Annotated in this window: 18 protein-coding genes; 7 read left to right on the top strand and 11 right to left on the bottom strand. The window is 63.0% G+C overall.

The features are described from left to right. Positions 1–92 precede the first annotated feature (92 nt). On the bottom strand, positions 93–884 hold the full coding sequence (locus BLS26_RS20020; RefSeq protein ID WP_092513955.1) for an IclR family transcriptional regulator C-terminal domain-containing protein: 792 nt from the start codon (positions 882–884) through the stop codon (positions 93–95). A gap of 102 nt (positions 885–986) precedes the next feature. Between BLS26_RS20020 and BLS26_RS20015 the strand changes: the two genes are divergently transcribed. Together BLS26_RS20015 and BLS26_RS20010 are read left to right on the top strand one after the other, a co-directional pair. After that, entirely contained in the window at positions 987–2345 is a 1359-nt protein-coding gene (locus tag BLS26_RS20015; RefSeq protein WP_092513953.1) for an aromatic ring-hydroxylating dioxygenase subunit alpha, read from the top strand. 111 nt (positions 2346–2456) lie between these two features. Then, entirely contained in the window at positions 2457–3893 is a 1437-nt protein-coding gene (locus BLS26_RS20010; protein ID WP_092513951.1) for a glutamine synthetase family protein, read from the top strand. 222 nt (positions 3894–4115) lie between these two features. Here the strand turns inward: BLS26_RS20010 and BLS26_RS20005 are convergent, their stop codons facing one another. The 5 genes from BLS26_RS20005 to BLS26_RS19985 form a co-directional block, all read right to left on the bottom strand. Then, positions 4116–4850 (bottom strand): ABC transporter ATP-binding protein, encoded by a 735-nt coding sequence (locus BLS26_RS20005; protein WP_172804641.1) that lies wholly within the window; start codon positions 4848–4850, stop codon positions 4116–4118. Continuing rightward, complete coding sequence (locus tag BLS26_RS20000; protein WP_092518289.1) at positions 4843–5610, bottom strand: ABC transporter ATP-binding protein; 768 nt, start codon at positions 5608–5610, stop codon at positions 4843–4845. Before BLS26_RS20000 ends, BLS26_RS20005 begins: the two co-directional genes overlap by 8 nt. A gap of 4 nt (positions 5611–5614) precedes the next feature. After that, positions 5615–6562: a branched-chain amino acid ABC transporter permease gene (locus BLS26_RS19995; protein ID WP_092513949.1), complete on the bottom strand. Its 948-nt coding sequence runs from the start codon at positions 6560–6562 to the stop codon at positions 5615–5617. Continuing rightward, complete coding sequence (locus BLS26_RS19990) at positions 6559–7476, bottom strand: branched-chain amino acid ABC transporter permease (protein WP_092513947.1); 918 nt, start codon at positions 7474–7476, stop codon at positions 6559–6561. Before BLS26_RS19990 ends, BLS26_RS19995 begins: the two co-directional genes overlap by 4 nt. A gap of 265 nt (positions 7477–7741) precedes the next feature. Next, positions 7742–8914, bottom strand: a complete 1173-nt coding sequence (locus tag BLS26_RS19985) for an ABC transporter substrate-binding protein (protein WP_092513945.1) — start codon at positions 8912–8914, stop codon at positions 7742–7744. 423 nt (positions 8915–9337) lie between these two features. Between BLS26_RS19985 and BLS26_RS19980 the strand changes: the two genes are divergently transcribed. Beyond that, entirely contained in the window at positions 9338–9877 is a 540-nt protein-coding gene (locus BLS26_RS19980; protein ID WP_092513943.1) for a hypothetical protein, read from the top strand. A gap of 8 nt (positions 9878–9885) precedes the next feature. On the opposite strand, the gene BLS26_RS19975 is transcribed toward BLS26_RS19980, so the two are convergent. Further along, entirely contained in the window at positions 9886–10785 is a 900-nt protein-coding gene (locus tag BLS26_RS19975; protein WP_092513941.1) for a sigma-70 family RNA polymerase sigma factor, read from the bottom strand. A gap of 22 nt (positions 10786–10807) precedes the next feature. Continuing rightward, a complete protein-coding gene (locus tag BLS26_RS19970) occupies positions 10808–11116 on the bottom strand; it encodes a hypothetical protein (RefSeq protein ID WP_092513939.1) in 309 nt (102 codons plus the stop codon). Positions 11117–11289: 173 nt separating this feature from the next. Between BLS26_RS19970 and BLS26_RS19965 the strand changes: the two genes are divergently transcribed. The 3 genes from BLS26_RS19965 (at position 11290) to BLS26_RS19955 (ending at position 15101) form a co-directional block, all read left to right on the top strand. Further along, positions 11290–12696: a DHA2 family efflux MFS transporter permease subunit gene (locus BLS26_RS19965; protein WP_092513937.1), complete on the top strand. Its 1407-nt coding sequence runs from the start codon at positions 11290–11292 to the stop codon at positions 12694–12696. Positions 12697–12835: 139 nt separating this feature from the next. After that, positions 12836–14110, top strand: a complete 1275-nt coding sequence (locus tag BLS26_RS19960) for an NAD(P)/FAD-dependent oxidoreductase (protein ID WP_092513935.1) — start codon at positions 12836–12838, stop codon at positions 14108–14110. 52 nt (positions 14111–14162) lie between these two features. Continuing rightward, positions 14163–15101, top strand: a complete 939-nt coding sequence (locus BLS26_RS19955) for an Abi-alpha family protein (protein WP_092513933.1) — start codon at positions 14163–14165, stop codon at positions 15099–15101. Between the two features lie 159 nt (positions 15102–15260). Here BLS26_RS19955 and BLS26_RS19950 read toward each other — a convergent pair whose 3' ends face one another. Together BLS26_RS19950 and BLS26_RS19945 are read right to left on the bottom strand one after the other, a co-directional pair. After that, a complete protein-coding gene (locus tag BLS26_RS19950; RefSeq protein ID WP_092513931.1) occupies positions 15261–16487 on the bottom strand; it encodes an ABC transporter substrate-binding protein in 1227 nt (408 codons plus the stop codon). Between the two features lie 23 nt (positions 16488–16510). Further along, a complete protein-coding gene (locus BLS26_RS19945) occupies positions 16511–17734 on the bottom strand; it encodes a cytochrome P450 (RefSeq protein WP_092513929.1) in 1224 nt (407 codons plus the stop codon). Between the two features lie 101 nt (positions 17735–17835). Here BLS26_RS19945 and BLS26_RS19940 point away from each other — a divergent pair, with 101 nt between their 5' ends. Beyond that, on the top strand, positions 17836–18354 hold the full coding sequence (locus BLS26_RS19940; protein ID WP_092513927.1) for a MarR family winged helix-turn-helix transcriptional regulator: 519 nt from the start codon (positions 17836–17838) through the stop codon (positions 18352–18354). A gap of 194 nt (positions 18355–18548) precedes the next feature. Here BLS26_RS19940 and BLS26_RS19935 read toward each other — a convergent pair whose 3' ends face one another. Continuing rightward, complete coding sequence (locus tag BLS26_RS19935) at positions 18549–20411, bottom strand: feruloyl-CoA synthase (RefSeq protein ID WP_172804640.1); 1863 nt, start codon at positions 20409–20411, stop codon at positions 18549–18551. Positions 20412–20537 lie beyond the last annotated feature (126 nt).

Genomic DNA, 20537 nt, shown 5'->3' with positions numbered 1-20537 from the left:
CAAGGGTGCATCGTCTTCGTGCACGCCGCGGGGAAATGCGTTCATGGCCTATCGAGAAAAATTCGGCGACAGGCCTCCGACCGAGGCAGGTCTCACACCAGCAACGATTTGACCGAGGCCGCCGCCTCGCGAAGTGGCGGCAGAAAGCGTTCGATCATTTCATCGGCGGAAACGCGATCAACATGGGCGCCCATGTTGATCGCGGCGACGATGGTGCCGTCATAGCGCCGCACCGGCACCGAGATCGAACGAAAGCCCGGCTCGGCCTCGCGATCGACCAGCGAATAGTCCTGCGCGCGATCGCTCTTGATGGCCTGCAGCAGGCGCTTCTTGTCGGTCACGGTGAACGGCGTCAGCGGCGCGAGATCCATCGCGTCCAGCGCCTTCGTGAGTTCATCGTCTGACAGTCGCGACAGCAGCACGCGGCCGACCGAGGTGCAGAAGGCCGGCAGCCGGTAGCCGATATCGATGCCGGAGGAGAACACCCGCGTCGGGCTGGCGCGCGCGATGAAGACGGCGTCAAAGCCGTCGAGGATCGCCATCGAACTGATTTCCTGCGCATCGGCAGACAGCTTGTCGAGCGCCGGCTGCAGCACCGACACGACATGGTTGGAGGCGAGATAGGCCGAGGCCAGCACCAGCACGCGCGGCGTCAGCCGGAACAGCTTGCCGTCGCTGGCGACGAAGCCGGCGCGCTCAAGCGTGAACAGAATCCGCCGCGCGGTGGCCCGCGGCAGATCGGCTGCCTTGGCGAGGTCGCTTAGGGTCATCGGCTGTTGGCCGTCGCCGAACAGTTCGAGCACGCGCAAGCCGCGGTCGAGGCTTTCGATGAAATCGGTCGCCCCGCGGTGGTCCGCCTCACCCTCGCGCTTCAGCTTTGGCATGCTCCGCCTCCAAAATCCGCTTGCCTAAAACCGAACATACGCTAAAATCGCCCATATGTTCAATAGGCGAACAAATTCCGCCATCATCGAGGATTTCACGCCATGATGAGCCAGGAAGCGAACGACCTGATCACCCGCACCGGGCCAAAGAATCCGTGCGGGAAACTGATGCGGATGTACTGGCAGCCGGCGGCGCTGGTCGACGAGTTGCAGGGGCCGCGCGCGGTCAAGGCCGTCAAGCTGCTCGGCGAAAATCTCGTGCTGTTCCGCGATGAGCAAGGCCGTTACGGCCTGATCGACCGCCATTGCGCGCATCGCGGCGCCGATCTGGCGTTCGGACGGCTCGAGAATGGTGGGTTGCGCTGCGCCTTCCATGGCTGGCTGTTCGACGTCTCCGGCCAGTGCCTGGAGACGCCGGCCGAGCCGAAGGATTCGAAGCTGTGCCAGGGCATCAAGCAGCGCTCCTATCCCGTGATCGAGAAGCGCGGCATCCTCTGGGCCTATCTCGGCGAAGGCGAACCGCCGGCCTTTCCGGAGATCGACTGCTTCGTCGCGCCCGACAGCCACACCTTCGCCTTCAAGGGCCACATCAACTGCAACTGGCTGCAGGCGCTGGAAGTCGGCATCGATCCGGCGCATGCGTCGTTCCTGCATCGCTTCTTCGAGGACGAGGACACTTCCACTGCCTACGGCAAGCAGTTCCGCGGTGCGTCTGCCGGCTCCGACATGCCGATGACCAAGATTTTGCGCGAATACGACAATCCGATCATCAATGTCGAGCATACCGAATACGGCATGCGGCTGATCGCGCTGCGCGAGATCGACGAGGAGCGCACCCATGTGCGCGTCACCAACCAGCTTTTCCCGCATGCTTTCGTGATTCCGATGAGCACGGAGATGACGATCACGCAGTGGCACGTGCCGGTCGATGACCAGAACTGCTACTGGTACGCGATCTTCACCAGCTATGCGGCGCCGGTCGACAAGAACAAGATGCGCGAGCAGCGGCTCGAACTCTACGAATTGCCCGACTACACCTCGCGCAAGAACAAGACCAACGATTACGGCTTCGATCCGCACGAGCAGGCGACCGAGACCTATACCGGCATGGGCAGCGACATCAACGTTCACGACCAGTGGGCGGTGGAATCGATGGGCCCGATCCAGGACCGCACCAACGAACATCTCGGCACCTCCGACAAGGCGATCGTGCAGTATCGCCGGCTGCTGCGGCAGGAGATCGAAAAGGTGGTGGGCGGCGAAAAACCGTTCATGTTCCTCGACGCGGCGCATGCGCGCTCGATCCAGGGCCCGGCGACGATGGACGGCATCGGGCCGACCCGCGGCTGGGAAATCTACTGGATGGAAGTCGACGTCAAGCGCCGCCGCGGCGCGCCCTGGGCCGCTCCGGTGCCGAGCGAGATCGCCGGCAAGATCCGGCATTTGTCGGCGGCGGAGTGATGGTGGCGACATCGTCATTCCGGGGCGATGCGCCAGCATCGAACCCGGAATCTCGAGGTTCCGGGTCTGGTCCTTCGGACCATCCCGGAACGACAGCGGGGGAATAACGCGTTGAGTTTCGTCGAACGTCACGGACTTTGGTCTGCAGAGCAGAAAGAGGCGGCGGGCCGCCTTCGGAAGATCGTCGAGGAAAAGAAGCTCGAAGTGATCCGGCTGTCGTTTCCCGACCAGCACGGCATTTTGCGCGGCAAGACCCTGGTCGCCAGTGAAGCGCTGGCTTCGCTGGAGAGCGGCTGCTCCATCACCACCACCATGCTCGCCAAGGACACTTCGCACCGCACGGTGTTTCCGGTGTTCACCTCCGGCGGCGGTTTCGGCATGAAGGAAATGGAGGGCGCCGCCGACGTGCTGATGGTCGCGGATCCCACCACGTTTCGCGTGCTGCCGTGGGCGCCGGAATCCGGCTGGCTGCTGTGCGACCTTTATTTCAGCGACGGCCGCCCGGTGCCGTTCGCGACCCGGCAGCTCTATCGCGGGGTGCTCGATCAGCTCGGAGCGCGCGGCTACGATTTTGTCGCAGGCCTCGAGGTCGAATTCCACATCTTCAAGCTGGAAGATGCGCGGATGGCGCCGGAGGATGCCGGCCAGCCCGGCACGCCGCCATCGGTGAGTCTCCTTTCGCACGGCTATCAGTACCTGACCGAGCAGCGCTACGACCAGATGGAGCCGGTGCTGGAGATCATCCGGCGCGACGTGCTGGCGCTCGGCCTGCCGTTGCGGTCGGTCGAGGTCGAGTTCGGCCCGAGCCAGTGCGAGTTCACGTTCGCTCCCACCAACGGTCTGACACCCGCCGACAACATGGTGCTGTTTCGTTCTGCGGTGAAGCAGATCGCGCGCCGACATGGTTTTCACGCCACCTTCATGTGCCGGCCGAAATTGCCCAATGTATTTGCCTCCGGCTGGCATCTGCATCAATCAATCGTATCGCGCACCAGCGGCGACAATGCCTTCATGGCGAGCGACAAGGGCGAAGCGCTGAGCTCGTTCGGCCGCGCCTACCTTGCCGGACTGTTGGCGCATGCCCGCGCGTCGACCGTGTTCACGACGCCGACCATCAACGGCTACAAGCGCTACCGCACCTATTCGCTGGCACCGGATCGCGCGATCTGGGGCCGCGACAACCGCGGCGTCATGATCCGCGTGCTCGGCAGCGCCGGCGATGCCGCCACACGACTGGAAAACCGCATCGGCGAACCCGCCGCCAATCCCTACCTCTACATGGCCTCGCAAATTCTCTCCGGCCTCGACGGCGTCGACCGCAAGCTCGATCCCGGCCCGTCGGCCGATACGCCGTATGAGACCAAGGCCGCGCTGCTACCGAAGAGTTTGCGCGAAGCGGTGTTCGCACTGCAGGACGATCCGTTCTTCCGGCAGGCGCTCGGCCCGGAGTTCGTCGACTATTACGTCCACATCAAGAACGCCGAGATCGAGCGGTTTCAGGCCGAGGTATCGGACTGGGAACATCGCGAATATTTCGAGATGTTTTGAGAGGTGATGCGGCACTCTCAGTTCGTCATGCCCGGGCTTGACCCGGGCATCCACGACTTTGCCCGACACAAACAAGGAAGACGTGGATGGCCGGGACAAGCCCGGCCATGACGGAGAAAAATCGCCGCCGTCATTGCGAGGAGCGAAGCGACGAAGCAATCCACACTTGAGCTTTCCGCACTATGGATTGCTTCGCGCGGAATGACGGTGGAGGAGCCTCGGTTAAATCCCCAGATACCGATGCTGCAGATCCGGCTCGGCGATCAACTGCGCTGAAGTGCCGCTCCATACCGTGCGGCCGCGTTCGATGATGTAGTGGCGGTCGGCGATGCGTGACAAATTGCCGACGTTTTTGTCGATGACCAGCACCGACTGTCCGCGTGCCTTCAGCATCGACAGGCAGTTCCATATTTCCTCGCGGATCAGCGGCGCCAGGCCTTCGGTGGCCTCGTCGAGAATCAAGAGTTTCGGATTGGTCATCAGCGCACGGCCGATTGCCAGCATCTGCTGTTCGCCGCCCGACAGCGTCACGCCCATGTTGCTGCCGCGCTCGGCGAGACGCGGAAACAGCGCGTGGATCTTTTCGATGGTCCAGGGATCGGATGCGCCCAGGCGATTGCCTGACGCCGCGACCAGATTTTCGCGCACGGTGAGATTGGGGAAAATCTGGCGGCCTTCCGGCACCAGGCCGATGCCGAGTTTTGCGATCTTGTACGACGGCAGGCTGCGCACTTCCTCGCCGCCGAAGCGGATGGTGCCGGCGCGCGCCCGCGTCATGCCGAGGATGGAGCGGATGGTCGTGGTCTTGCCCATGCCGTTGCGGCCCATCAGCGCGACCATTTCGCCTGATCGAACGGAGAGCGTCAAACCGAACAGCACCTGGCTCAGCCCATAGCAGGTCTCGATCCCATCGACTTCGAGCAGCGGCGCGGTTTCAACCAAATTCTTGTCAAGCATGGCTGGTCACCGCATGCTGGTCGCCGAGATAGGCGCGCTTGACCTCATCGTTGTTGCGGATCGCGTCGGGCAGACCTGACGCGATGACACGCCCGTAGACCAGAACCGTGATGCGGTCGGCGAGTGCGAACACCGCTTCCATGTCGTGCTCGACCAGCACGATCGTGACTTCGCGCCGCAATTCCTTCAACAGCGCCACCATGCGCGCGGATTCGGTGACGCCGAGGCCCGCCATCGGCTCGTCGAGCAGCAGCAATTGCGGCTTGGTCGCGAGCGCCACCGCCAGTTCGAGTTCGCGCTGCTCGCCATGGCTCAGCTCGGACACCGGCACGTCGGCGCGCTTTTCGAGGCCAACGCGCTTCAGCGCCGCCTGCGCGGCGTCGCGCAGCCTCGGCTCCTTGCGCGCGGCGCCCCAGAAGCGGAACGAGTGGCCGTCATGGGCTTGCGCAGCCAGCGCGACATTGTCGCAGGCAGTGAAATCCGGCAGCAGCGAGGTGATCTGGAACGAGCGCGCCAGCCCGAGCCGGCTGCGCTTGTAGGACGGCAGCTTGGTGACCTCGCGGCCGGCAAAATGAATAGCGCCGGAATTCGGCATCACTTGCCCGGTGAGCTGGCTGATCAGCGTGGTCTTGCCGGCGCCATTGGGGCCGATGATGGCGTGCAGTTCGCCAGGAAGGACATCGAGCGACAGGTTATCGGTCGCAACAATGCCGCCGTAACGGCGCACGAGATTCTCGACGCGGAGCAAGGGCTCAACCAAAGAATCAGCCACGGCTCATCCTCCCGAGCAGGCCCATGATGCCGCCGCGCGCGAACAGCACGATCAAGAGCAGCAGCGGCCCCATGATCAGCGCCCAGTATTCGGTGAATTGCGACAGCACTTCTTCCAGCACCAGATAGAGGATGGCGCCGATCACAGGCCCGAACAGCGAGCCCATGCCGCCGAGGATCACCATCACCATCAGGTCGCCGGAGCGGGTCCAGTACATCACGGCCGGGCTGATGAAGTCGGTATTGTTGGCGAGCAGCGCGCCGGCAAGGCCGCAGATGGTGCCGGAGATGACGAAGCAGACGAGTCGATAACGATTGGCGTGAAAGCCGATCGCCTGCATCCGTTGCTCGTTGGAGCGCACGCCCTGCACCACCATGCCGAAACGCGAATTGATGATGCGCCAGATCAGATAGAGGCCGCCGAACAGGCAGCCGAGGCACAGATAGTAGAATTGCACGCGGTTCGACAGGTTGATCAGGCCGCCGAAATCGCTGCGTTTGTAGATGGTGAGACCATCGTCGCCGCCATAGCGCGAAAGGCCCGAGGCGATGTAATAGGCCATCTGCGCAAAGGCCAGCGTGATCATGATGAAGTAGACGCCGCGGGTGCGCAGACTGAGCGCGCCGATCACCAGCCCGTAGAGCGCCGACACCGCGAGCGCGACCGGCCACTGAATGAAGCCGGAGCCGATACCCTCAAAAGCTGATATGCCGACCGCGTAGCCGCCGATGCCGAGATAGGCGGCGTGGCCAAAACTCATCATGCCGCCATAGCCCATGATGAGATTGAGGCTGGCGGCGGCAAGCGCGAAGATGACGATGCGGGTGAACAGCGTCAGGATGAAGATGTTGCCGGAGAGCGCGGAATAAAGCGGCAGCAGCGCCAGCCCGAGCAGGACCAGCGCCACCACGGCGTTGCGGGCGTTGAAGGAAAAATTCATCGCTTGGCGGCCGGAAACAGCCCCTCCGGCCGCACCACCAGCACGATCGCCATCAGGAGGTAAATCAGCATCGATGACAGAGCGGGCGCCGCGGTCGAGGCGGCGGCGGAACTCAGCACCTTGCGCAAGAGATCCGGCAGGAAGGCACGGCCGAGCGTATCGATCATGCCAACGAAGATCGCGGCCAGAAACGCGCCGCGGATCGAGCCGATGCCGCCGATGACGATGATGACGAAGGCGAGAATCAAAATGTTTTCACCCATGCCGATCTGCACGGTGAGGATCGGCGCTTGCATCAGCCCGGCAAGGCCGGCCAGTGCGGCGCCGAGGCCGAACACCAGCGTGAACAGCAGTTTGATGTTGATGCCGAGCGCGCCGATCATCTCGCGGTTGGAGGCGCCGGCGCGGATCAGCATGCCGATGCGGGTCCGCATCACCACCAGATAGAGCATCGCGGCGACCGCGAGCGCGACCGCGATGATCGCCAGCCGGTACGCCGGATAGGACACGCCGGGCATGATCTGCACCGGTACCGTGAGCCAGGGCGGCAGCGGCAGCGCCAGGCCGGCCGGGCCCCAGATCAGCCGCACGGCATCGTTGAAAAACAAAATCAGTCCGAAGGTCGCCAGCACCTGGTCGAGATGGTCGCGGCCGTAGAGATGTCTCAGCGCGACATATTCCAGCACAATGCCGAGCAGCAGAGTGGCGCCGAGCGCCAGCACGATGCCGAACACGAAGCTGCCGGTCCAGGCCACGAAGGTCGCGGCGAAATAGGCGCCCATCATGTAGAGTGAGCCGTGCGCCAGATTGACGAAATCCATGATGCCGAACACCAGCGTCAGCCCGGCCGCCAGCAAAAACAGCAGCAGCCCGAACTGCAATCCGTTCAGCGATTGTTCGACAAAGACCAGCATGGTTCCCCAACCCGGATCATGATCGCATCAAACGCAAGCGCGATCCACTCTATTTCTTTAAGCATAAAGTATTCGGAAAATCCGGATTATGCTGCTTATCTGGGCATCGCCGTGCCCAAAAAGCCGGATTCCCGTCTTCCGTTTCATACTTTGTTTGAGCAGATCTTCTGCGGAAAAACCGACTTCCAGTTTTCCGGATCATGCTCGGGCTTAAACAGAACAGCGGCAGCGCTGATGCACCGCCGCTGTACGTGTCACGCCTCGGTCACTTCATCGCGCACTTGTCGTGGAAGCGGTCCTGGTCGTCCTTGACGATGGTGGCCACCGTCTTCAGCGAGAGCTCGCCGTCGGGCCCCTTGACCACGTCCTGCAGGTAGAAGTTCTGCACCGGAATGTGGTTGTTGCCGTATTTGAACGGGCCGCGCAGCGACTTGAAGTTGGCCTTCTCCATCTCCGCCTTCATCGCGTCCTTCTTGTCGGTGTCGCCCTTGACCGCGACCACCGCGCTGTTGATCAGCTGGGCCGCGTCATAGGCTTGCGCGCCGTAATAGGTCGGGCGGAGGCCGGTGTACTTTTTGCGATAGTCTTCGACGAAGCGCTTGTTCTCGGCGTTCGGCAGGTCGTTGACCCATTCCTGCGCGCCGGGAATGCCGATCGCGTTGTCCTTCTGGAGCGGCAGCGACAATTCGTCGATGGTGAAGGCGGTGTAGAGCGGGATCTGCGCCTTGATGCCGGCCTGCGTGTACTGATTCAGAAACTGCACGCCGGCGGCGCCGGGATAGAACACGAAGATCGACTCGGCCTTGGAGTTCTTGGCTTTGGTCAGTTCGGCAGAGAAGTCGAGCTGGCTCGGCCACACCGTGTATTCCTCGCCGACCACCTCCCCCTTGAAGGTCGACTTGACGCCGGCCAGCATGTCCTTGCCGGCGGCATAGTTCGGGCCGATCAGGAACACCGACTTGACGCCCTTCTGGTTCATGTAGAGGCCCATCGCCTGCGGCGTCTGGTCGTTCTGCCAGGAAGTCGAGAACACGTAAGGCGAACACAGTTCGCCGGCGAGCTGCGACGGACCGGCATTGGCCGAAATCAGGAAGGTTTTGGCGTCGACCGCGGTTTTCAGCGAGGCCAGCAGCACGTTCGACCAGATATAGCCGGCGATGAAATCGACCTTGTCGGACTGAACAAGCTTTTCGGTCTTCTGCTTGCCGACATCCGGCTTCTGGCCGTCGTCCTCGTAGATTACTTCGACCGGCTTGCCGCCCATCTTGCGGCCGAGATGGTCGAGCGCCAGCTCGAACGAATTGCGCATGTCGTTGCCGATCACAGCGGTCGGGCCGCTGAAGGTCGAAACGAAGCCGATCTTGATGGTGTCGCCAGCCGACGCGGGCTGCGCCAGCGCCAAAGCGGTGACGCCCGCCAGCCAGAATGCCGTTTTCATATTCAATCCCCTCCTCAAATATTCGAACCAGTCCCGCCCAGCCGGGTGGCGGGCAGCGCTTGTCCCGCGCGCCTCTTATAGGTGAGGTGTTTTGTGCGCGAAATCGCAAGCCAGCAGCAAGCACGAACCGCCGGCCCCGTTTAGAACCTTCGGCTCATACCCCAGCGGCCTGCACCATAATTCGCTGATGGAGGGGATGGCAAGAATTATAGTTCAGGTTGGCGGGCCATGATTGTCGCAGAAGGCTGCCCGGGCCACGGCGGAGCCCAACCGAAGGTTCGGGCAGACTTACCCCCCGTGTTGCAGACAATTTTAGGGATCCCGTAAAGCGTGTGTAAGCCAGCATTCGCTATCGCCCCGCCAGATGCACCGCCCGGAAATCTTCCTGTGGCCAACTGCTCCCAAAACATGACCGGGTGTTCCATGCTGGGTTTCCTGTTCGGGTTCAATGCGCGCCTTGGCCGGCTGCATTTTTTCCTCGCCACGATCGCGGTCGCAATCCTGATGACGGCGATCTGCTTTGCGATCGCTGGTTACGCGATTCAGAACATGCCAAGGGGAACGCTCCCAAGCCTGGCCGCGTGGCCGGTCCTCGGCGCCGCAGTCCTGTTCGGGTGGCTAACCTTCACGCTGTACGCCATGCGGATCAGGGATATCGGCTGGGATCCGGTCTGCGTCATTCCCGGATGGTTCGCGGTCATGATCATCGACTACTTGATCGCCATGAAATTCCCGGCGATGTCGCTCGGACCCGGACATCATGGAACGGTCGTCGGCGGTCTCGTCAATCTCGCGCTCACGCTTGCGTTGCTGTTCTGGCCGAGCGGCCGTTACGAAGATCCGGCGCCGGGTTCCGGCGAGTCGTTTCGAAACCTTGAGAATCCCTTCCGGGGTCGCGAGACGGCATCGGTCACCACCTCGCGGATCGCGCGGGTGGCCAATGGAGAATTCGGCCGCCGGTGAGGCTTCGGTCAGACCTGATACTCCGCTCCCTCGATGACGTAAGACGCGTGGCGGAAATCCCGGATGGTTGCGATCTTGCCGGCCGCCCAGCCCAGCAGCATGAAATATTTCGGCCCCGCATCACGGTCGTTGGGATCGAATACCAGGATGGCGGGACGCCCCTCGAGCACGCCCGGCACCAGGTGCCAGTCGCTGATCTTTGAATAGTTGCCAAAGTAGCGCGACACCTCGGCCTTGCCGTTCAGGCGGGTCTTGCTGACGAGTTCGAGACGCACGTCGTCCGCGATCATGGCGCGGATGGCGTCGAAATCGCGTGCATTGAAATGGGCGACATAGACGCCGAGCCGCGCGCGATCGGCATCCGACAGCGACTGTTGCGGCGCATCTTCCGGCTCCTCGGCATAGGCGCGCAACTGCGTTCGCCCGCGGTGCAGCGCGGCCTTGGCTGCCGGCAGGCTGCACTCCATGACCTCGCAGACTTCGCGCAACGAGCAGCCGAGCACGTCCATCAGGATCACGCTGGAGCGTTGCGCCACCGGCAGCCGCATGAAGGTGCGCAGGCTGGCGGTGGCGATCTGACGGCTGGTCACGGCATCGAGCTGGTCCACGATCATCTCCACCTCCTCGGCCGACCGGAGCGCCTCCTGCCGGTTGCGCCGGCGCAGAAAATCCAGCGCGGTATTGTGCGCAATGCGAAACAGCCAGCCCTCAGGATTTTTAATGGGGTTGCCGATCTCACCGGCGGCGGCGTGCGCCTCCACCGCCTTGATCAGCGCATCCTGCAGCACGTCCTCGCCGTCGATCACCGAGCCGACCATGCGCGCGCAATAGCGATGCAGCTTTGGCCGCATCGCGACCAGAAGCGCAGCCATGTCGACGGTCGCTGCAGCCTGAGAGACCTCTGTCATTCTGCCTCCCGCATCCGAGCCCTTAAGTCTCGCCCAGCATCCGATAGTTACCGACAACTGTAGCACCACGCGGCATCGGCGGCTCGACGCAACGATCCCGAATGCCGCTCTGGAACGCCTGGAAGGCCGCCAGTTTCGGCAGCGGGCTGGAGCCGTCATCCGTAGCGCTCTCGACGAAATGGATGAACGTATCGTCTTCCAGCCGTAGCGTCATATAGCGGACACCGTCCAGCTGCGCCGCTTTCAACTCGGCAAACACCGCCGCCACCAGTTCGGCATTCTTTTCGGCCATTTCCGGCTTGGTCTTGTACCTGATCAGGGTCCGTTTCATCGCGTTCTCCTTGTTCACACGCTGCGAAAGCAGCGCGTCTCGACCCCAAGGACGTTGGGGGTCGGCCAAAGGATGCGGGCCCGGCAAATATATTTTCGACCGCATCCTTCCCTTCTCCCGGTTCGTCTTTGCAACGGAAGCGCCATCAGGCGCAGCAGAGATGGAGAACGGGAATGCAGGAACCTTACAACGGAAACGACAAGAACTGGGTGCTCGCCATCACCTCGCTGGCCTCGTTCATGGTCGCGCTCGACACCCAGGTGCTGACCGCCGCACTTGCCACCATCCGCACCCAGTTCGGGGGGCCGATGGAGACGTTGCAATGGACCGTGAATGCCTTCAATCTCAGTTTCGCAGTGCTGCTGTTGACCGGCGCAGCCCTTGGCGACCGGTTCGGACGACGACGGCTGTTTGCCGCAGGGATCCTATTGTTCGTGGCGTCATCCGTCGCCTGCGCGCTGTCGACCGGCATCCTCTCGCTGATCGTGGCGCGGACCGCGCAAGGCGCGGGTTCGGCACTGATCATGCCGCTCGGCATGGCGCTGCTGAGTACGGCATTTCCAAAGGAAGAACGCGCCCGCGCACTCGGTATCTTCAGCGGTGTCGTGGGTGTTGCCGTGCTGGCGGGGCCGGCGATCGGTGGCGCCATCACGGAAACCCTGGGATGGCCGTGGATCTTCTGGATCAATCTCCCCATCGGGCTGTTCGCGACCTTCATGGTCACGACGCGGCTGCGAGAGAGTTTCGGCCCGGCGGCAAAGCTGGATATCACCGGACTGCTGCTGGTCGCGGTTTCGGCCTTTGCTCTGGTCTGGGGCCTGTTGCGCGGCAACGGCGCCGGATGGACCAGCCCCGAAGTGGTGACGGCGCTTGCGGCCGGATTGCTGCTGGCGGTGGCTTTTGTCGTTTGGGAATTGCAGACGTCCGCGCCGATGGTCCCGATGCGGCTGTTCCGGTCGCGGGCGCTGTCGTCGGGCGTCGCCGCGGCATTTTTGCTGTACGGCGCGATGTACAGCGTGCTGTTCCTGCTGCCGCAATTCCTGCAGTCCGCGCTCGGCTATGGACCGCTCGGCGTCGGCCTGCGGTTGTTGCCCTGGACCGCCACCCTGTTCGTGACCGCACCGATCGCCGGCAACATCGTCAACCGGATCGGTGAACGGCCGCTGGTGGTGACGGGACTATTGATGCAGGCGATCGGCCTGTTCTGGATCGCGGCGATCATCGCGCCCGATACGGCCTATGCGACGATGATCGCGCCGCTGATTGTGGCCGGCATCGGCGTGTCGATGTCGATGCCGGCGGTTCAGAACGCGGTGCTGAGCTCGGTCAACCCGGTCGAAATGGGCAAGGCATCCGGCGTCTTCAACATGTCGCGCTTCCTCGGCGGCATGTTCGGCGTCGCGCTTCTGGTCGCGGTGTTTTCCGGCACCGGCGCCATCGGCTCGGCCGCGGGCTTCAGCACCGGCTTCGCTTCGGCCATGCTGGTTGCGGCAGCTCTCTCCCTGCTCGGCGCGCTGGCTGGAATCTTCCTGCCTGCACGCAAGCGGGTCGCGACCGCGACCGCACCGCAGAATGCCTGACAGCGCGACGATAGGCTTTCGCTATCGATCGATTGGCAAACACGCCTTGAAACTTGCCTTGAAACTTGTCTTGGACCGGAGCTGCGAATGACTGCATAATGCAATGCGACAATAGAACTGAAACCGAGATCGTGATCCCATGACGACAGCGCCGAACAAAGCCCATCGCGTGGTGATCGTCGGCGCCGGTTTTGGCGGGCTGGAAACCACCTTTGGCCTCGCCGGCGCGCCGGTGCAGATCACGCTGGTGGACCGCCGCAACCATCATTTGTTCCAGCCATTGCTGTATCAGGTCGCGACCGCGTCGCTGGCGACGTCGGAGATTTCCTGGCCAATCCGCTACCTCGTGCGCGGACGCCCGGAGGTGACGACGTTGTTCGCCAATGTGAATGGCATCGATGCCGCGCAAAAGCGCGTGCTGCTCGACGACGGCGATGCCCTGCCCTACGACACGCTGGTGCTCGCCACCGGCGCACGCCACGCCTATTTCGGCCACGACGAATGGGAGCCGTTCGCGCCGGGCCTGAAGACGCTGGAAGACGCCACCACGCTGCGGCGGCGCATTCTGGTCGCGTTCGAGCGCGCCGAGCGCGAGACCGATCCGGCGCGGCGCGCGGCGCTGTTGACCTTCGTCATCATCGGCGCGGGACCTACCGGCGTCGAAATGGCCGGCACCATCGCCGATCTCGCCAAGGACACGCTGGCGCCGGATTTTCGCAACATCGACACCAGCAAGGCCCGCGTGGTGCTGGTCGAGGCCGGCCCGCGCGTGCTCGCCGGCTTTCCCGAAGATCTTTCCGCCTACGCGCAGCGTTCGCTGGAGCAACTCGGCGTCGAGGTGGTGCTGGGCCAGCCCGTCACCGAATGCTCGGCCGACGGTGTCGTCTATGGCGGCAACCGGCTGGAGGCCCGCACCATCGTCTGGGCCGCCGGCGTCCGCGCCTCGCGCGCCGCGGAATGGCTGAATGCGCCCGCCGACCGCGCCTATCGCCTGCAGGTCAAGCCGGACCTCACCGTCCCCGAGCATCCCGACATCTTCGCCGTGGGCGATACCGTGACCATCGCCGATTCCGCCGGCAATCCGGTGCCCGGCATCGCGCCGGCCGCCAAGCAGCAGGGACGCTATGTGGCAGCATCGATCAAGGCGCGCCTGAACGGCGGCACGCTGCCGCCATTCAGGTACAAGCATGCCGGCAGCCTGGCGCAGATCGGCAAGCGCAAGGCGGTGATCGATTTTGGCCGCATCAAGCTACGCGGCAACCTCGCCTGGTGGATCTGGGGCATCGCCCATATCTACTTCCTGATTGGCCTGCGCAACCGCCTGTCCGTGGCGCTGAGCTGGATGTGGATCCACGCCCGCGACCAGCGCGCCGCGCGATTGATCACGCAAGGCAGCAGCAAGGTGGTGACGTGATTATCCCGATCCGCCCTGGCAATTAGACGATCTATAGAGGAACTCTGCGATCATGTCCGACGATTCCGAAATGATCAAGGAAAGCGCAAAGGCAGCGCAAGAGATCGCAAAGGCCACCGGTAAAGCAATAGACGCCGGACAAAGTGCCGGCGGCTGGCTCGACCGGATATTTGGGCGAGCGATAGAAGATACAATTGGACGCTACTGGACGGACAGGATCGCCGCGCGTCGCGTCGAGGCTGCGATCTTTGATTGGGAACGGCTTACAACACTATTGCACAACGTTGACAAGAAGCTCCAGAAGAAAGGCGTTCGAACGACCCGCACCTTGGCTCCGAAGATCGCACTACCGCTCCTGGAGCATGCGACGATGGAGAACGAGGACGATCTACACGTTCTGTGGGAGAACTTGTTGGCAGCTGCGCTCGATCCCGCGGAAAGCGAGATCAAGCGGACTTACGTGTCGGTATTGGCAGAGTTGAGCGCGAGTGATGCTCACGTTCTTCACAAGATGTACGCGGAATGGTGGTATTGGGAGCAGCAGTCCAACGCTCCATGGAAAACAAAGGAACCACACCGTTACTCGTCGGGGATAGGGACTGCGAATGATGAGTCTGCAGTGCAGTTCTACAGACTCGGATTGATCTTGCCGGTCCACATTTCGGTTGAGCAGTATCGAGATCAAAGTGCCGTGACGGAGAATACCTGGTCTCGCGGCGATCCTGGTCTTTATGTCGAGGGCGGCGATAAGACAGAAGTCTTGGGAGATCTAAGCGTTGTAGGCTTCACAGTATTTGGAGAGAAATTCTGTAAAGCCGTCATTGGCGACGTTAATGGCTTCTACCACCCTCCTGATTTGCGCAAGGCAAAATGGACTACGTGCTCGATGACCGACCGCGCGCTACTTAACCCTTCACTTCACCAGTTGACACCTGCCATCCCCGATCGGGTAGAGCGCTTGATTGGCCCGGATCGTCGAGATCAATCGTAGGGTGGGCAAAGACGCGACAGCGTCGTGCCCACCATCCATCCGCGTCGACGCTTTGATGGTGGGCACGCTGCGCTTTGCCCACCCTACGCACTCGACGGTTGAATATGCTGCGGCACCCCCACCCCAGCCCTCCCCCGCAAGCGGGAGAGGGAGCACATCTCACTTCACCAGCGAGCAGCCGCCATCGGCGATCGGGCGAAACGCCTGATCGGCCGGAATCGTCGAGACCAGCTTGTAATAATCATACGGATATTTCGACTCGTCCGGTTTCTTCACCTCGAACAAATACATCGGGTGGATGACGCGGCCGTCCTGGCGGATGGTGACGTCGCCGAACAATTTGTCCTTGCCCTTGAACTTCTTCATTTCGGGCACGACGTCCTTGGCCTGATCGCTGCCGGTAGCAGCCACCGCATTCAGATAAGCGAGCGTCGAGGCATAGACGCCGGCCTGGTTGCCGCTCGGCATCTTGCCGTTCATGCCCGGCCGCGCCGCGAAGCGTTTGGCGAAGGCGCGGGTGTCGTCGTCCATGTCCCAGTAGAATGCTTCCAGCAGTTGCAGGCCCTGCGCCACCTTCAGACCCATGCCGTGGACGTCGTTGACGAACAGCAGGAACGCCACCATCGTCTGCCCGCTTTGCTGAATGCCGAATTCGGCGGCTTGTTTCACCGCGTTGATGGTGTCGCCGCCGGCATTGGCGAGCCCGATCACCTTGGCCTTGGAGTTCTGCGCCTGCAGCAGGAACGAGGCGAAGTCGGAAGTGCCGAGCGGATGCTTGCTCGATCCCAGCACCTTGCCGCCGTGCTTCTCGATATAGTTGGTGGCCTCGGCCTCGATGCCCTGGCCGAGCGCGTAATTGACCGTGACGAAATACCAGTCCTTGCCGCCGCGCGCCATCATCGCCGCCGCCGTGGTGTTGCCGGTGGCCCAGGCGTCGTTGACCCATTGAATGGTGTTCGGCGAACAGGCCTTGCCGGTGAGATCGGAACTCGCCGTCGACGACGCCAGGAACGTCATCCTTGTATCGCGCAACAGCGAGTTGACGGTGAGGCCGACGGCCGAGTTGGGTACGTCGACGATGGCGTCGACGCCGTCGACATCGAGCCATTTGCGCGCGATCGCCGAGCCGACGTCGGCCTTGTTCTGGTGGTCGGCATAAACGATCTCGACCTTGATGTTTTTGCCGCCGCCGTTGAAATCTTCCGCCGCCATCCGTGCGGCCTCCACCGAACCCATACCGTTGGTGTCCTGGAAAATGCCGGAGATGTCGTTGAGCACACCGACCCTGACCACATTGTCGGAAATCTCGGCACGCGCCGCGCCTGTAAAGGCCAGCGACGCCACGCCGGACAGGGCCAGCGCCAGATACCGTCCAAAACTTGTCATGACTCTCTCCCTTGGATTTTCTGTCAGGCCGCCGTGATGGTGACCGGAAGGCTGTCGAGCCCGCGCAGCGTGTTGTTGTAGCGGCGCTTCACCGGGCCGGTGATTTCGATCGAGGCAACCTTGCGCGCCAGCGCCGCCATCATGGTCTCGCCTTCAAGCCGCGCTACCAGCTGGCCGACGCACATATGGATGCCGGAGCCGTAGCCGACATGGCCGCTGGTGCGGCGCGTCACGTCATAGGTGTCGGGCTTGTCCCAGCGGCGCGGATCGCGATTGGCGGCGCCGAGGAACATCAGGACTTTTTCGCCTTCGCCAATCGTGTAGCCGCCAATCTCGACCTCGCGAGTCGTGGTGCGGAAGAAGGTCTGCACCGGGCTCTCGAACCGTACCGCCTCCTCGAACGCATTGCGCGCCAGCGTCGGGTCCTGACGCAGTTTTGCGAACTGATCGGGATAGCGTGCCAGGCAATAGACCGCGGCGCCGATACCGTAGACGGTGGTGTCGAGGCCGGCCGACAGCAGCGAGCGCACCAAGAGCGGCGCTTCCGTTGCGGTAATATTGCCGGAATCGACGTGGGCATGAATGCAGGCGCCGAATCCGCCGGGCGCCAGATTTTCGCGCTGGCACTGTTCGGCGACATAGGCCTGATGCGGCGCCGAACGCTCGATGGCGTCCTGCCGCAGCTGGTTCGGCGGACCGAAGGCGTTGAAGACGAGGCCCGCATAGGGCAGCAGATTCTCGCGGCCCTCCTGTTTCAGCCCGAGCGCGTCGGGAAAGATCGACAGCGGATAGGCCTCCGCGAGATCCGCGATGGCGTCAAAACTCTTTCGCTGCAGCAACGCGTCGACCTTGGCTTCGGCGGCGGCGGTAAAACGACCGCGAAGCTGCTTCAGCGCGGTCGGCGACAGCACGTCGCTCAGCACCGCCCGCGTCCGGGTATGCGCCGGCGGATCGGCCTCGAGGATGATGCTCTGCGGACGCCACGGCTTCTCCTTGGCGAAGTCGCTTAAGCCAACCCCGCGGCTCGAACAAAACGTGGCCGGGTCGTTCAGGACGGCATGCACTTCGGCGTGGCGGGCCACGCCATAGACCTTCCATTTGTCGAGATAGACCAGCGGGCCTGCCTCGCGCAGTTGGTGCTGGGCCGGATGGAGATCGTCGAAGAACTCAATCGAAAACGGATCGATATCCAGATGGGGGACGCCGGCACCACTGTCATCCGTTACGGAAGAACCCGTTGCACTCATCGATACCTCCCGAAGTTTATCCTTGTCACGCCCGGGCCCAAGCCTCTATCCCTTGCCAAGCCTCTATTGCTCCGCCGGCAATTCGCAGCGATGATCCGAAAATGAGCCCCAGTCCCCTCCCAAGGAAACCGCGCCGGCCAAAGCCCGCGGAATTCGCCGCCGCCGACGATGGCCCTTTGCTCGATCTCGACCGCTACGTTCCGGCTTTCATCACCTTCATCGCCAACAAGCTGTCGAACAGCGCGACCGTGTTCTATCAGCGCAATTTCGGCGTCAACGTTACGGAGTGGCGGATCATGTCGCTGCTCGCGATCGAGCCTGGCATTCCGGCCTCGCGCATCTGCTACGTCATCGGTTTCGACAAGGCGCCGGTCAGTCGCAACCTGGCGATGCTGCAGAAGCGCGGCCTGGTCATCATCCGGACCGCGCCCGACGACGGCCGTACCCACGCGATCTCGCTCACCGCACGTGGCCGCGTGGTCCACGACAAGGTCTACGCCGCGGCGATCGAGCGCGAACGCCGGCTGTTGTCGTGCCTGAAGAAAGAAGAACGTGAAGTGCTGATCGACATGCTGCGGCGGCTGCACGAGAATCTCGGCGCCGTCACCGGACATAGCTGATCGCAAGGCCGCATCGCGCCCCAAGGCGCCAATCCTCCCGGACATCCGTCCCTCCCCGTGCGGCTGGCAGTTGAACTGCTCTGTCGGTCGCTGCGCTACCGGAGAAAGCTCTCACAAATTAGTTGCCGTAGCAACAAAATAGTCGAGAGCGGGTTTTGTCCTTGCCGATCAGCAATTTGGGAAGGGGCTCTGCCCTATTTCGCGCAGCCGATCCATTCGGCCGACGCGTCGTCATCCAGCATCGCCACCGCGCCGCCGCGCCGGGTCAGCACCGCGCGCTGGTTGATGTAGCCCTTGTCGGTGATCTCGCCGCCGTCGACGGAAGCCGGCTCGGCCAGCAGCAACGCGCGCGTGGCGTGAGCGGACGAGTTGCCGCCTTGCGCTTTGAGCTTTGCGAGGCCTTGCGCGATGCCTGATCGAACCTTGTCGTGACCGATCACGTGCTTCACCTCGGCGCTGTCGGGCAGGCCGGCATGCGCGCGGCAGGCCGCGATGTTCGGAAATACCAGGAAGCGGACCTCGTCGCCGCCATGGCCTGACACGACGATGTCCTGCGCCAACGGCGCCAGCGCGGCGATCCCTGCGACGCGCAGATTGCCGACATTGACCCAGGTGCCGGAATTGAGCTTGAAATCCTCCGCAACGCGGCCGTCGAAGAACAGGCCGAGTTCGGGCCGCGCCGGATCGGCAAAAGTCACGGCGTCGCCGATCAGGTAGAATCCTTCAACGTCGAACGCCTGCGCGGTCAGTTCCGGCGCCTTCCAGTAGCCCGGCGTAACGTTGGGCCCGCGCACTCGCACTTCGAGCTTGTCGCCTGACGGTACCAGCTTCAATTCGGTGCCCGGGATCGGCACGCCGATATTGCCGGAGCGTTTGGCCTGGAAATGGCAGTCGGTCGCCAGCGGCGAGGTCTCGGTCGAGCCCCAGGCCGACACCATCGGCAATGCGCGGCCACTGGTCTTGAGCGACAGTTCTTCCAGCGCGTCCCAGAGATTCTGCGGCAGCGCCGCGCCGGCATAGAACGCGAACTTCACCTCGCTGAAGAACTTTTGGCGCAGTTCGTCGTCGCCGCGCAACGCCGCGATCAGCATGTCGAAGCCGCGCGGCACGTTGAAATACACCGTCGGCATCACGCTGCGCAGATTGGCCAGCGACGTCGCGAACAATCCCGGCGCCGGCTTGCCGCCGTCGACATAGAGCGTGCCGCCATTGCGCAGCACCAGATTGAAGTTGTGGTTGGCGCCGAAGGTGTGGCTCCAGGGCAGCCAATCGAGGATCACGAGGTCTGTGATGCCGTCGAGGAACGACCAGGTCTGCGCTTTGGCCTGCTGGCTCGAGGTCAGCATGCGCTGGGTGTTGATCACGGCCTTTGGCGTGCCGGTCGAGCCCGAGGTGAACAGGAATTTTGCGATGGTGTCCGGCGTGATCGCGGCGAATGCTTTTGCGACATCAGGCGTTTCAGGCGTTGCGGCAACGTCGCGGAACGCAATGGCATCATGATCGCGGGCGCCGCTACTGACGATGCCGGCCGAATGCAACGGCGCAATGGCCGCCAGCGCCGGCGCAAACGGCTTGGTGCCGGAAACGTAGATCGCGCCGGGCTCGAGCAGCGTGATCATGCTCCTGAGCTTGTCGAAATCCCGAGACATCAGCGAATAGGCCGGCGAGATCGAGGCCGCGGGCACACCGATATGCTGGGCGGCCAACGCGAACAGCGCGTGCTCGACGCTGTTGTCGGACAGGATCACCAGCGGACGCTCGGCGCTTAGGCGTTGCGCGAGAATCCACGCCGCGGCACCGCGCACCCGCTTCAACGCATCCTTGTACGTGACGGTCTGCCACGGCGCATCGACGCTGGCGCGGTCGCCGAGAAAGATCCGGTCCGGCGTCTGCCGCGCCCAATGCTCCAGCCAGTCGCCGACGCATCGCGCGCTTTCGCGCAAACGCTCGGTCGACTTCAGGACAATGCTGCCGTCGGCCCGGCGATCGGCCACGACCGACGGGGGTGCGAACAGTGTCTCGGATTGGTCGCGGCTGGTGGCGGCGGCTGACGTCATCGGTTTCCTCCGCTGCCTCTCTGTCGGAGGCAGGCGGTTCCCTCTACGCGAGATCAGCGCCGTCCGGCAACGTGTCATCGCGCCCAAACGACGGTTGCCGGCCAAGGGCTAGACCTGCCTAATTCT

The organism is Afipia sp. GAS231 (genome assembly GCF_900103365.1).
GTDB lineage: Bacteria > Pseudomonadota > Alphaproteobacteria > Rhizobiales > Xanthobacteraceae > Bradyrhizobium.
The sequence above is the reverse complement of the archived record's forward strand: the minus strand, read 5'-3'. Positions and strand labels throughout refer to the sequence as shown.

Bases quoted from the DNA above. Each gene is read 5' to 3' on its own strand.
- BLS26_RS19990 (WP_092513947.1), bottom strand. From the start codon at position 7,476: ATGCTGGTCTTTGTCGAACAATCGCTGAACGGATTGCAGTTCGGGCTG.
- BLS26_RS19935 (WP_172804640.1), bottom strand. From the start codon at position 20,411: ATGACGTCAGCCGCCGCCACCAGCCGCGACCAATCCGAGACACTGTTC.
- BLS26_RS19960 (WP_092513935.1), top strand. From the start codon at position 12,836: ATGACGACAGCGCCGAACAAAGCCCATCGCGTGGTGATCGTCGGCGCC.
- BLS26_RS19970 (WP_092513939.1), bottom strand. From the start codon at position 11,116: ATGAAACGGACCCTGATCAGGTACAAGACCAAGCCGGAAATGGCCGAA.
- BLS26_RS20005 (WP_172804641.1), bottom strand. From the start codon at position 4,850: ATGCTTGACAAGAATTTGGTTGAAACCGCGCCGCTGCTCGAAGTCGAT.
- BLS26_RS20015 (WP_092513953.1), top strand. From the start codon at position 987: ATGATGAGCCAGGAAGCGAACGACCTGATCACCCGCACCGGGCCAAAG.
- BLS26_RS19965 (WP_092513937.1), top strand. From the start codon at position 11,290: ATGCAGGAACCTTACAACGGAAACGACAAGAACTGGGTGCTCGCCATC.
- BLS26_RS19980 (WP_092513943.1), top strand. From the start codon at position 9,338: ATGCTGGGTTTCCTGTTCGGGTTCAATGCGCGCCTTGGCCGGCTGCAT.
- BLS26_RS19940 (WP_092513927.1), top strand. From the start codon at position 17,836: ATGAGCCCCAGTCCCCTCCCAAGGAAACCGCGCCGGCCAAAGCCCGCG.
- BLS26_RS19945 (WP_092513929.1), bottom strand. From the start codon at position 17,734: ATGAGTGCAACGGGTTCTTCCGTAACGGATGACAGTGGTGCCGGCGTC.
- BLS26_RS19985 (WP_092513945.1), bottom strand. From the start codon at position 8,914: ATGAAAACGGCATTCTGGCTGGCGGGCGTCACCGCTTTGGCGCTGGCG.
- BLS26_RS19995 (WP_092513949.1), bottom strand. From the start codon at position 6,562: ATGAATTTTTCCTTCAACGCCCGCAACGCCGTGGTGGCGCTGGTCCTG.
- BLS26_RS19950 (WP_092513931.1), bottom strand. From the start codon at position 16,487: ATGACAAGTTTTGGACGGTATCTGGCGCTGGCCCTGTCCGGCGTGGCG.
- BLS26_RS19975 (WP_092513941.1), bottom strand. From the start codon at position 10,785: ATGACAGAGGTCTCTCAGGCTGCAGCGACCGTCGACATGGCTGCGCTT.
- BLS26_RS20020 (WP_092513955.1), bottom strand. From the start codon at position 884: ATGCCAAAGCTGAAGCGCGAGGGTGAGGCGGACCACCGCGGGGCGACC.
- BLS26_RS19955 (WP_092513933.1), top strand. From the start codon at position 14,163: ATGTCCGACGATTCCGAAATGATCAAGGAAAGCGCAAAGGCAGCGCAA.